This is a genomic window from Streptomyces saintjeani (assembly GCF_055409605.1).
In genome coordinates, this window is sequence record NZ_CP189624.1 from 3,692,501 (window position 1) to 3,703,081 (window position 10,581).

Annotated in this window: 12 protein-coding genes (1 of these 12 running past the window's edge); 3 read left to right on the plus strand and 9 right to left on the minus strand. The window is 71.9% G+C overall.

Annotated features, from left to right (window positions below; genetic code table 11):
- Positions 1 to 732: the 5' portion of a stage II sporulation protein M gene (locus ACQCO7_RS16560; protein WP_464072554.1), read on the minus strand. The gene continues 273 nt to the left of window position 1, outside the view; only the first 732 of its 1,005 coding nucleotides appear in the window; it begins with the start codon at positions 730 to 732; its stop codon lies off the left edge, out of view.
- Between the two features lie 129 nt (positions 733 to 861).
- On the opposite strand from ACQCO7_RS16560, the gene ACQCO7_RS16565 reads away from it, so the two are divergent.
- Positions 862 to 1,788 carry an RDD family protein gene (locus ACQCO7_RS16565; RefSeq protein ID WP_464072555.1) on the plus strand — a complete coding sequence of 309 codons (927 nt, stop codon included), beginning with the start codon at positions 862 to 864 and terminating at the stop codon, positions 1,786 to 1,788.
- 34 nt (positions 1,789 to 1,822) lie between these two features.
- Here the strand turns inward: ACQCO7_RS16565 and ACQCO7_RS16570 are convergent, their stop codons facing one another.
- Together ACQCO7_RS16570 and ahcY are read right to left on the minus strand one after the other, a co-directional pair.
- Complete coding sequence (locus ACQCO7_RS16570) at positions 1,823 to 2,437, minus strand: hypothetical protein (protein WP_409120304.1); 615 nt, start codon at positions 2,435 to 2,437, stop codon at positions 1,823 to 1,825.
- Positions 2,438 to 2,585: 148 nt separating this feature from the next.
- Entirely contained in the window at positions 2,586 to 4,028 is a 1,443-nt protein-coding gene (gene ahcY, locus ACQCO7_RS16575) for an adenosylhomocysteinase (protein WP_464072556.1), read from the minus strand.
- On the opposite strand from ahcY, the gene ACQCO7_RS16580 reads away from it, so the two are divergent.
- On the plus strand, positions 4,027 to 4,155 hold the full coding sequence (locus ACQCO7_RS16580) for a hypothetical protein (protein WP_464072557.1): 129 nt from the start codon (positions 4,027 to 4,029) through the stop codon (positions 4,153 to 4,155). The two genes, ahcY and ACQCO7_RS16580, sit on opposite strands and share 2 nt — an antisense overlap.
- Before the next feature lie 484 nt (positions 4,156 to 4,639).
- Here the strand turns inward: ACQCO7_RS16580 and ACQCO7_RS16585 are convergent, their stop codons facing one another.
- The 5 genes from ACQCO7_RS16585 to ACQCO7_RS16605 all read right to left on the minus strand — a co-directional run bounded on the left by ACQCO7_RS16585 (position 4,640) and on the right by ACQCO7_RS16605 (position 8,950).
- The gene (locus ACQCO7_RS16585; RefSeq protein ID WP_464072558.1) at positions 4,640 to 5,620 is read right to left on the minus strand and encodes a cation diffusion facilitator family transporter; all 981 of its coding nucleotides are present in this window, start codon (positions 5,618 to 5,620) and stop codon (positions 4,640 to 4,642) included.
- Positions 5,621 to 5,742: 122 nt separating this feature from the next.
- Positions 5,743 to 6,894, minus strand: a complete 1,152-nt coding sequence (manA, locus tag ACQCO7_RS16590) for a mannose-6-phosphate isomerase, class I (protein ID WP_464072559.1) — start codon at positions 6,892 to 6,894, stop codon at positions 5,743 to 5,745.
- 45 nt (positions 6,895 to 6,939) lie between these two features.
- Positions 6,940 to 8,070 carry an SIS domain-containing protein gene (locus ACQCO7_RS16595; RefSeq protein WP_464072560.1) on the minus strand — a complete coding sequence of 377 codons (1,131 nt, stop codon included), beginning with the start codon at positions 8,068 to 8,070 and terminating at the stop codon, positions 6,940 to 6,942.
- Between the two features lie 229 nt (positions 8,071 to 8,299).
- A complete protein-coding gene (locus ACQCO7_RS16600) occupies positions 8,300 to 8,473 on the minus strand; it encodes a Trm112 family protein (RefSeq protein WP_409114963.1) in 174 nt (57 codons plus the stop codon).
- 57 nt (positions 8,474 to 8,530) lie between these two features.
- Complete coding sequence (locus tag ACQCO7_RS16605) at positions 8,531 to 8,950, minus strand: DUF3499 domain-containing protein (protein ID WP_010352397.1); 420 nt, start codon at positions 8,948 to 8,950, stop codon at positions 8,531 to 8,533.
- 262 nt (positions 8,951 to 9,212) lie between these two features.
- Between ACQCO7_RS16605 and ACQCO7_RS16610 the strand changes: the two genes are divergently transcribed.
- Positions 9,213 to 9,662: a metallopeptidase family protein gene (locus ACQCO7_RS16610; protein ID WP_464072561.1), complete on the plus strand. Its 450-nt coding sequence runs from the start codon at positions 9,213 to 9,215 to the stop codon at positions 9,660 to 9,662.
- Between the two features lie 4 nt (positions 9,663 to 9,666).
- Here the strand turns inward: ACQCO7_RS16610 and ACQCO7_RS16615 are convergent, their stop codons facing one another.
- A complete protein-coding gene (locus ACQCO7_RS16615) occupies positions 9,667 to 10,467 on the minus strand; it encodes an HAD-IIB family hydrolase (RefSeq protein ID WP_464072562.1) in 801 nt (266 codons plus the stop codon).
- Positions 10,468 to 10,581: the final 114 nt, after the last annotated feature.

The following is a 10,581-nucleotide window of genomic DNA, read 5'->3' on the forward strand; positions in this document are numbered from 1 at the left end:
GCCGGGGTCGATGACGGTCCAGCCGAGGCGCAGGCCCGTGCCCGCGGCGACGAAGACAGCGGTCAGTTCGAGGAGGCCGTGCGGGAGGACCAGGCCGAGGAAGGTGTCGAGGCGGCCGGCGGAGGACATGAGGCCGAAGCCGATGCCCAGGTTGAGCATGTTCTGGAAGAGGATCCAGAGGACCGGCAGTCCCAGGAAGATGCCCAGGACCAGGCACATCGCGGCGGCCTGGGCGTTGTTCGTCCACACCTGGGCGGCGAAGGAGGCCGCCGGGTGGCTGGAGTAGTAGGTCTCGTACTCGCCGCCGGGGCGGGTGAGTTCGCGCAGCTGGCTGGGGGCGGCGATGCTCGACCGCACCTCCGGGTGGGTGCCGATCCACCAGCCGAGGAGGGCTCCCACTGCCGTCGACAGGAGTGCCGTCGGGACCCACCAGTGGCGCGCGCGGTAGACGGCGGCCGGGAACCCCTGGGTGAGGAAGCGGGTGACGTCCCTCCAGGAGGCGCGGCGGGTACCTGTCACGGCACTGCGCGCGCGGGCGACGAGTTGGCTGAGCCGTCCGGTGAGTTGCGGGTCGGGGGCGGTCGACTGGATCAGGGAGAGGTGGGTGGCCGTGCGCTGGTAGAGGGCGACGAGTTCGTCGGCCTCCGCTCCGGTGAGGCGGCGTCGGCTGAGAAGGGCGTCGAGGCGGTCCCACTCCGCGCGGTGGGCGGAGACGAAGACGTCGAGGTCCATCGGTGTGCGTGCTCCTCGGCTGTTCGTCGGCGACCGGTCGGTGCGGTCGGCTTGTCGTACTGGGGCGCGAAGTACCTTCAGCTTGGCAGACTTGCTGTTCACCGGGCAGACCAGGGAAGGGGCGCGAGCGTGAGCGAGCTGGTGACGGGCGAGGCTGTGGCGTTGGAGCTACGGCCCGCGAGGCTGCCCAGCAGGGCGCTGGCCGTCCTCCTGGACCTCGTCGTGGCCTTTGTGCTCTACATCGTCGTGTCCGTCGTCCTGATCGCGACCACGGCCTCCCTGGACGAGGCCGCGCAGACGGCGCTGTCGATCGCGTCGTTCCTGCTGGTGCTGGTAGGGGGGCCGATCGCGGTCGAGACGCTGAGCCATGGGCGGTCGCTGGGGAAGCTGGCGTTCGGGCTGCGGGTGGTGCGGGACGACGGGGGGCCGATCCGGTTCCGGCACGCGCTCGTGCGCGGGGCGATCGGGGTGGTCGAGATTCTCGCGACGGGTGGGACGGTGGCCGTCATCGCCTCGCTGGTGTCCGCGCGCGGGCGGCGGCTCGGGGACGTGTTCGCGGGAACCCTGGTGGTACGGGAGCGGATACCCGTCGCGCGGGGCGGCTTCCTCGCGCCTCCCTCGCCCGCGCTGGCGGGCCGTTTCGCCGAGCTGGACCTGTCCGCCGTACCCGACGCGCTATGGCTGGCGATACGGCAGTACCTCGGGCGCGCGCACCAGTTGGACCCCCGGGTCGGCTGGGAGATGGCGGAGCGCCTCGCGAACGATCTGGTCGCGCGTACGGGCGCGCCCGCGCCGGAGGGGATGACGCCGGGGGCGTACCTGGCGGCGGTGGCACAGGAGCGCCAGGCACGGGAGGCCCGGCGGGCGTTCCCGGGGGGTGCGGCGGGTTCGCCGTACGACGTGTACGGGGGTGCTGGAGGGGTTTCTTACGGGGGGCAGGTGCCTCGGGCGTACCAGGAGCCGCGTGGGGCTCAGCCGGCTCAGCTGCCGCAGGTTTCTCAGGAACAGCAGGCGTCCGGCGAGCGGCCGTCGACCGGGTTCGTGCCGCCTGCCTGAGTGCTGTCTGCCTGAGTGCTGTCCACCTGGCGGTTCAGGTGAACGTCGACGGGGGTGAGGCGAGGTCCTCCAGTTCGATGCCGGGGGCCGCGAGGACGACGTCGCCGGCGATGTGGACGGTGTGGCGTTCGCCGGTGTCCAGGGCTGTGACCTGGTATTCGTCCACGGTCAGGGGGGCGTTGTCAGTGGCGTGTGCTTCGCTGTTCACCAAGGCCCAGGACTGGTCGGTCGTGCGGGGGGCGAGGACCGGGTCGGTGAAGGAGACGAGGCGGACGCGGGTCGCGGAAGGGGAGGGCGTGAGGCGCAGGAGGCGGGCGGTGGCGACGAGGAAGGCCGGGGAGGTACCGGTGAAGGCGTGGGCGGGGGCGTTGCCTTCGGTGGCCTCGGCGCCGGTGGGGTCGGTGCGGACCCAGGTGACGCCGTCCAGGGCGGCGGCGCGGACCTGCCAGCCGGCCGCGTGGAGTTCGAGGCGGATGGGACGGCCGAGGTCGTCGAGGGCGAGGTCGACGGAGCCGCTGTGGTCGCCGGCGGGGGTGGTCCGCTGGGCGACGTACCGCCAGCCGGAGGGGCCGGGGGCGCATTGGAAGTGCTCCTCGCCGAGGGGGGTGTGGTCGTGCGGGTCGTGGAGCGAGTAGCGGCCTCGGGGCATGGGGGTCCTGGGTCGTGACAGAGCTGGTCGGGTCGTCGGGGGGCGGTCCCGGCCGGACGAAAGGGGCAGGCCCCCGGCACGGGGGTGCGGGGGCCTGCCTCTGAAGTACCGCCGGTTCAGCGCGGGTCGGGGACCCGGTGCTGACGGGTCAGTAGCGGTAGTGGTCCGGCTTGTACGGGCCCTCGACCTCTACGCCGATGTACGAGGCCTGCTCGGGGCGCAGGGTCGTCAGCTTGACGCCGAGGGCGTCGAGGTGGAGGCGGGCGACCTTCTCGTCGAGGTGCTTGGGCAGCGTGTAGACGCCGACCGGGTACTGCTCCTGCTTGGCGAACAGCTCGATCTGGGCCAGGGTCTGGTCCGCGAAGGAGTTGGACATCACGAAGGACGGGTGGCCGGTGGCGTTGCCGAGGTTCAGCAGGCGGCCCTCGGAGAGGACGATGAGGACCTTGCCGTCCTCGAAGGTCCAGGTGTGGACCTGCGGCTTGACCTCGTCCTTGACGATGCCGGGGATCTTCGCGAGGCCGGCCATGTCGATCTCGTTGTCGAAGTGGCCGATGTTCCCGATGATGGCCTGGTGCTTCATCTTGGCCATGTCGGCGGCCATGATGATGTCCTTGTTGCCGGTCGTGGTGATGAAGATGTCGGCCTTGTCGACGACCTCGTCGAGGGTCGTGACCTGGTAGCCGTCCATCGCGGCCTGGAGCGCGCAGATGGGGTCGATCTCGGTGACGATGACGCGGGCGCCCTGGCCGCGCAGGGACTCGGCACAGCCCTTGCCGACGTCGCCGTAGCCGCAGACGACGGCGGTCTTGCCGCCGATGAGGACGTCGGTGGCGCGGTTGATGCCGTCGATCAGGGAGTGGCGGCAGCCGTACTTGTTGTCGAACTTCGACTTGGTGACGGCGTCGTTGACGTTGATCGCCGGGAAGAGGAGGACGCCGTCGCGCTGCATCTCGTACAGGCGGTGGACGCCGGTGGTGGTCTCCTCGGTGACGCCGCGGATCTCCGAGGCGAGCTGGGTCCACTTCTGGGAGCCGTCGGAGATCGTGCGGTGCAGGAGTTCGAGGATGACGCGGTGCTCGTCGGACTCGGCGGTGTCGACGGCAGGGACCTTGCCGTCCTTCTCGTACTCGACGCCCTTGTGGACGAGGAGGGTGGCGTCACCGCCGTCGTCGAGGATCATGTTCGGGCCGCCGGTGGGGCTGTCCGACCAGGTCAGGGCCTGCTCGGTGCACCACCAGTACTCCTCCAGCGTCTCGCCCTTCCAGGCGAAGACGGGGACGCCCTGGGGGTTGTCGACCGTGCCGTTCGGGCCGACGGCGATGGCCGCGGCGGCGTGGTCCTGGGTGGAGAAGATGTTGCAGGAGGCCCAGCGGACGCGGGCGCCGAGGGCGACCAGCGTCTCGATCAGGACGGCGGTCTGCACGGTCATGTGCAGGGAGCCGGTGACGCGGGCGCCGGCGAGGGGCTGGGACTCGGCGTACTCCTTGCGGATCGCCATCAGGCCCGGCATCTCGTGCTCGGCGAGGGTGATCTCCTTGCGGCCGAAGACGGCCAGGGAGAGGTCGGCGACCTTGAAGTCCTGGGTCATGGAACTGCTGCTCCTCGATGTCGGGGTCGAGAGGTGGACACGGCTGGTCTGCGCGGCGGCGGACACAGGGGTGCGCCCGCGGGACACGTGGTCCTACGGGGGCACGGGCGAGCCCGCGTACGCGTAGCACAGTCCGTCGGAGGCCCTCTCTCCCTCGGCCGGTCCGCAGGGGACCGCCCGACCGCCATCAGCAGCGACGTCTGACTCCGCCCCAAGCTACACCGGCCATCCCGGACGGCCCAGCCCGCGTCCGGCTGGTTCGAGCCGCTCTCGAGGGGCGCACGGGGGTGAAGGCGGGGGCGGGTTCGCGGCTTCACCTGGGGTGATGCGGGCGGGGGCGGGCTGTTGCGGTGTGCCGGAAAAGGTCGTCCCGGAGGTCGGACCGGATGGCATCGCGCCAGGGGCTGCGCTGTGAATCGCCGTGCGGCGGGCCGGGGTGGGGGGTGCCGCCCGTCGGGGCGCTGTAGGGCGCATCTCTACGTCTCTACGGCGGAGGCGAGACCGGGCACAGGTCCGCACGCCGGGCCGAGCGGAGGACGGCAGGACCGCTCGGCCGGGCCCGTCGCCCTGTCCGCCGCGCGAGCCTGCCGGGCTTCTGGGCGCGAGCCCCGTCAGTGGTCCGTCGGTGTAAGCGTCGGGCCTCCGGGAGCCGCCTCCGGGTCCGGGCCCTTGGCTGCCTCCTTCTCGCTGTAGACGTCCGGCTCCAGGTAGATGACGCGGGCGATCGGGACGGCCTCTCGGATGCGGGACTCGGCGGCGTTGATGGCTGTCGCGACCTCGGTGGCGGTGTCGTCGTGCTGGACGGCGATCTTGGCTGCGACGAGGAGTTCTTCGGGGCCGAGGTGGAGGGTGCGCATGTGGATGACGCGGGTCACCGTGTCGCCGTCGACGATCGCGGCCTCGATCTTCTTGACCTCGTCCAGGCCCGCGGACTCGCCGAGGAGGAGGGACTTGGTCTCGGCGGCGAGGACGAGGGCGATGAGGACGAGGAGGATACCGATGCAGAGCGTGCCGATGCCGTCCCAGACGCCGTCGCCCGTGGCGAGCGCGAGGCCGACGCCGCCGAGGGCGAGGACCAGGCCGACGAGGGCGCCGAGGTCCTCCAGGAGGACGACGGGCAGCTCGGGCGCCTTGGCGCGGCGGACGAACTCCTTCCAGGAGAGCCGGCCGCGCAGTTCGTTGGACTCCTTGATGGCCGTCCGGAAGGAGAAGCCCTCGGCGATGATCGCGAACACGAGGACGCCCACCGGCCAGTACCAGTGCTCCAGTTCGTGCGGGTGCCTGATCTTCTCGTAGCCCTCGTAGATCGCGAACATGCCACCGACGGAGAAGAGCACGATGGAGACGAGGAAGGCGTAGATGTACCGCTCGCGGCCGTACCCGAAGGGGTGCTGCGGGGTCGCCTCGCGCTGTGCCTTCTTGCCGCCGACGAGGAGCAGCGCCTGGTTCCCGGAGTCGGCGAGGGAGTGCACGCCTTCGGCGAGCATGGACGAGGAGCCGCTGAAGGCGAACGCCACGAACTTCGATACCGCGATCGCGAGGTTGGCGCCGAGTGCCGCCACGATCGCCTTGGTGCCGCCTGACGCGCTCATGTGCTCGTCCGATCCCTTCGTCTCCGTACAGCGCTTTGCCGGACCTTTGCCGGTGGGCCATTTTTACAGCATCCCGGGGCCGTGGTGCGGGAGTTGTCCACAGGCCCGGTACGACGATCGGATCAGACGACGACCGTGGCCCTGAACAGCGTTCCCACGCCGCTCACCTCGGTCTTTTCGCCGGCCGCGACGAACACGGACTGCCCCGGCGCGAGGTCGTGCTCCCCGGCGCGGACCGTTCCGGCCGTGCACAGCAGGATCTGCGGGGCCTCCAGGGTGAGGTCGTGGACGGACGTGCCCTCGGGCAGGACGTACCGGGAGAGGCGGAACTCGTCGATCGGGGTGTCGTAGACCTCCTCGCCGTCCGGTGCCGCCTCGGGGCGCAGGACGCCGGGGCCGGTCGCCTCGAAGCGGACGACGCGCAGGAGTTCGGGGACGTCGACGTGCTTGGGGGTGAGGCCGCAGCGCAGGACGTTGTCCGAGTTGGCCATGATCTCGACGCCCAGGCCGCTGAGGTACGCGTGCGGGATGCCCGCGCCGAGGAACAGGGCCTCGCCGGGCTGGAGCCGTACGTGGTTGAGGAGCATCGCGGCGATGACGCCGGGGTCGCCGGGGTAGTGGCGGGCGATCTGCGCGTACGGCGTGTAGGCGCCGCCGAGGCGTTCGCAGGCGGCGGTCGCCTCGGTGACCGTGCGGGCCATCTCCGCGCGGTCGGCTCTCAGGACGGCCGTGAGGACCTCGCGCAGGGCCGCGTCCTCGGGGTGCGCGCGCAGGAGGTCGGCGTACGGCTTGAGGGAGTCGACGCCGAGGCCCTCCAGGAGGGCGGCGGACTCCTCGGGGGCGCGGAAGCCGCACAGGCCGTCGAACTCGGTGAGCGCGCAGATGAGTTCGGGCTTGTGGTTGGCGTCCTTGTAGTTGCGGTGCGGGGCGTCGACGGGGACGCCGCGGGTCTCCTCTTCGTCGTAACCCTCCTTCGCCTGCTGGAGGTTCGGGTGCACCTGGAGGGAGAGGGGGGCGCCCGCCGCGAGGAGTTTGAGGAGGAACGGCAGGCGGGGGCCGAACTTGGTGACGGCCGCCTCGCCGAGTTCCTCGCGCGGGTGCGCGTCGATGACCTCGACGAGGGTCCCGCGCGCGGTGCGCGAGGGGGCGCCGGGGTGGGCGCCCAGCCACATCTCCGCCTGGGGTTCGCCGGTCGGCTCCACGCCGAGGAGGTGCGGGATCGCGGTGGTGGAGCCCCAGGCGTAGGGGCGGACGGTGTTGTCGAGGCGGTCCATACGGTTCTCTCTTGCGTGAGGTTCAGGCGGGGGCCGGGAACAGGATCAGGCCCCGGAGGCGAGCGAGAGGTAAACGGCGGCGAAATCCGTGACGGCGATCAACTCGGCCAGGGTCTCCAGCTCGGTGCCCTCTTCCGGGTCGAGTTCGCTGATCGGCGTGTCGTGGCCGAGGGCCAGGTCACGGGCTGCGGGGGCGGCGCTGAGGCCGCCGCTGGGGCGGTCCCGCAGGAGCACCACGCGCGCGTGCAACGCGGGCGGGTCGTCGATGCGGTCGCGGAAGAAGTCGTCCGGGTCGGCGCCGGCGGCCAGCGGGCCCGCGAGGAGGGCGCTGTGGGAGGCGAGGGCCTCCGGGAGTTCCGCGACCAGGGCGGGGCGGCCGGCGAGTTCGGCCAGGGCCGCGGCGAAGCGGCGGCCCGCCGGGCCCGCGGAGACGCCCTCCGTCCAGATCACCGGGAGCGCGTCCGCGAGTTCGCCCGCGAGGGTCTTCGCCGGGTTGCTGTACGTCGCGACCGCCGGGCCGCAGCGTTCCGCGACGTGGTCCAGGCGGTCGGCGATCTGCTCCAGGGTCTCCGGCGGGGCCGTGACCAGGCCGATGCGGTCCAGGAGGGCCAGGAGAGGGGTCAGGAGCGCCCACAGGACGCCGGGGGCCGACGCCGTGAGCGGCCTCGCCTCCGCGTCGTACGGGGCCGTCGCCAGGGGCAGGAACAGGCTGTGCGAGGCGCCCGCCGCCTCCGCGAGGGGGGTGCGGGCGGGGGCGACCGCGACGACCGTGCAGCCGCGCCGGTACGCCTGTTCCGCGAGGAGCGCCAGGCCCGGTTCCGTGCCGTCCGGGGTCGCGATCAGGAGGAGGTCCACCGAGCCCGCCCAGCCCGGGAGGTCCCAGCGGAGGGCTCCGGCGGCGGAGGCCACGCCGGTGGGGGCGAGGCGGGTGACCGGGCAGGCCGCGCCCGCGAGGGTGGCGAGGAGGTCGGCCACGCAGGTCGCCGCGGCGCCCGGGCCGGCGATCAGGATGCCTCGGGGGCGGCCGTCCGGTTTCAGTTCCTGTACGCCGGCTTCTGTCGCGATCCTCGCGGCCGTGCGGACTCGCGCGCCTGCCTCCGCCGCGCCGCGCAGGAGGGCTCGGCGGTCGGCCTCGGCGAGGGCCTCCGGCGTGTCGAGGAGTGATTCGTCGAGCATGGCGGGGTCTCCGATCGCCGGGGTTGTCGACGCGTGCGGGTGGGTTCGGGCCGGGGGTGCGGTGCGGGTGGGGGGTGGCTGGGGTAGGGGCGTTGGCACTTGCCCGCGTTGGCGGGGTGCCGCTGCGCCCACCCGTGCCGCCCCTAGCGGCACGACTGCCCGCAGTTGGGTGAAGGGCGGAGAAATCGTCGTCCCGCGCGGGAGCGTGATCACGACACCCCGCTCCCGGTTACTCCGGCTTCCGTGCCTCGTCCACCAGCAGGACCGGGATGCCGTCGCGGACCGGGTACGCCAGGCCGCAGTCGGGGCTCGTGCAGACCAGGTCCGTGTCCTGTTCCTGGAGGGGCGCGTGGCAGGACGGGCAGGCGAGGATGTCCAGGAGGCCGGGGTCGACGAGGGGCATGGGGTGTCCTTCACAGGTCAGGCGGCGTAGAAAGACCAGCCTATCGCCGGGGGACTGTCAGGGTTCCGGCGAGCGCAGGACGCGGAGGTGGCCCCGGCGGGCGACCTCCATGGGGTCGGCGGCGCGGCCTGAAGCGCCTCCCGCGGCGCGTTCCTGGGGGCGCGCGGCTTCGCGGACCGCGTTGGCGAGGGCTTCGAGGTCGTCACCGCTGGGGCGCGCGGGCGCGGACGCGTCGAGGAGGCGTACGACTTCCCAGCCGCGCGGGGCGGTGAGGCGCTCGGAGTGCTCGGCGCACAGGTCGTAGCAGTGGGGTTCGGCGTAGGTCGCGAGCGGTCCGAGGACGGCCGTCGAGTCGGCGTAGACGTACGTCAGCGTCGCGACGGCGGGTCGGCCGCAGGCGGTGCGCGAACAGCGACGTACAGGGCTCACGACGTTGGACGGTACCGCACTCTTGAGCGGGCCGCGACGACTCTCCACCAGGTCACTCCACCGTGTCGTGCTGTGAAACCCCCCACAGACACCTCCTGTCATACCCCGCTGACCTGCGTGAACACCAGTTTTCGGCCGGTGGTCGAGGAAGCGAACCGGTCAACAGCCGGTACAAAGCAGAGCAATTGCCATGAGATCGGCGGTCTCGGAGAGATGCCGAATCGAGCCCAACCTTGGCCGGAATGGTCATCCTGCGACATGACGGCGGGCGCGGTACGGCGGCCTGAGCGGGGACTACGCTTCAGTAGTGATGGAGAGCTCCGTACCGCCCCGTGCCGCAGGCCCCGGGCCCCGCCGCCGCGACCGCCACGGCCGGGGCATGCGCGGCCCGATCGCGCCGCCCCAGGTGCCGCTCGCCGCGAGCCGGGCCGAGGTGTTCGCCGACCTCGTGCAGGACTCGGTGGAGCGGCTGGAGCGGCGCTGGCCGCAGCTCGCGGACGTCGACTTCATGGTCCTGGAGGTCCCCCGGCTCGACGGCCCCGGCGGCCCCTGGAACGACGAGGCGGTCCCGCTCGGCGGCATCGTCCCCGCGGCCGGCGACCGCCAGGCGCGGGTCGTCGTCTACCGGCGCCCGGTGGAGATCCGTACGAAGGGCCGCGACGAGCGTGCGGCCCTGGTCCACGAGATCGTCGTCGAACAGGTGGCGGAGCTGCTGGGGTTGACGCCGGAGACGGTGGACCCCCGGTACGGCGAGGACTGAGCCGTCACCGTACGTCGAGCGGTGCCAGCAGCGAGGGGGCCGGGCGGTCGAGGTCGTCGCCCAGGATCGTGCCGATGACGTCGACGGTCTGCTCCCAGCCGGTGACAGCGACGCAGGGGACGCCCATCGCGCGTACGGGGTAGTCGTTGCCGCCCTCGTCGAGGCGGTCGCCGACGAACAGGACGTCCTCCTTGACGAGGCCGAGGTGGTCGAGGAGGCGCTGCATGCCGTACGCCTTGTCGATGCCCTTCTTGGTGACGTCGATGGACGTCGAGCCGCCGCTGCGGACCTCCAGGCCGGGGAGGCGCTCGGAGGCGTACTCCCACAGGGCGCGGCGGCGGGCGCCGGTCGGGTCCCAGGCGGCCTTCTCCTGGTGCGGGGCCTGCTGGCCGAGCGCGGAGAAGGTGATCTGGCTGTCGCGGTCCTCGATGATGTCGCCCCAGGTGTTCTCGGCCCACAGGCCGAGGGACTTGGCGCCTTCGGTGAGGACGCGCACGATGAGCGCCTTCTCGTCCTCGGTCAGGTTCTCGGCGTAGACGTTGCGCCACTGGCCCGACTCCCAGCGCAGGTAGCGCGTGCCGCAGGTCGGCATGAGGTGGAGGCGCTCGGCGAGTTCCGGGGTGAGCGGCAGTTCGTCCAGGACCTGGGTGCGGAACTGCTCGTACCGGCCGCCGGAGATGATGCAGACGGGCTTCTCGGCGAGCAGCCGGGTCAGGCACCGCGCCATCGTCGGCGTGATCTTCGCCTTGGAGAGGGCGAGCGTGTCGTCCAGGTCGAACACCACGATGCGAGTCGACGGTACCAATGCGGTTCCTTTTCCTTGTGCTCTCGTCGGCCGGAGGCCGGGCACCCCCCGGGGGCACGGAGCCCTCATCCTCTGTAAATCTGAACAATGCGTCAAGACAGGTCAGACACACCC

Coding starts and splice junctions, on each gene's coding strand:
- ACQCO7_RS16580 (WP_464072557.1), top strand. CDS start 4,027: ATGGAACTGCTGCTCCTCGATGTCGGGGTCGAGAGGTGGACACGGCTG.
- ACQCO7_RS16600 (WP_409114963.1), bottom strand. CDS start 8,473: ATGCCCCTCGTCGACCCCGGCCTCCTGGACATCCTCGCCTGCCCGTCC.
- ACQCO7_RS16570 (WP_409120304.1), bottom strand. CDS start 2,437: ATGCCCCGAGGCCGCTACTCGCTCCACGACCCGCACGACCACACCCCC.
- ahcY (WP_464072556.1), bottom strand. CDS start 4,028: ATGACCCAGGACTTCAAGGTCGCCGACCTCTCCCTGGCCGTCTTCGGC.
- ACQCO7_RS16595 (WP_464072560.1), bottom strand. CDS start 8,070: ATGCTCGACGAATCACTCCTCGACACGCCGGAGGCCCTCGCCGAGGCC.
- ACQCO7_RS16610 (WP_464072561.1), top strand. CDS start 9,213: ATGGAGAGCTCCGTACCGCCCCGTGCCGCAGGCCCCGGGCCCCGCCGC.
- ACQCO7_RS16585 (WP_464072558.1), bottom strand. CDS start 5,620: ATGAGCGCGTCAGGCGGCACCAAGGCGATCGTGGCGGCACTCGGCGCC.
- manA (WP_464072559.1), bottom strand. CDS start 6,894: ATGGACCGCCTCGACAACACCGTCCGCCCCTACGCCTGGGGCTCCACC.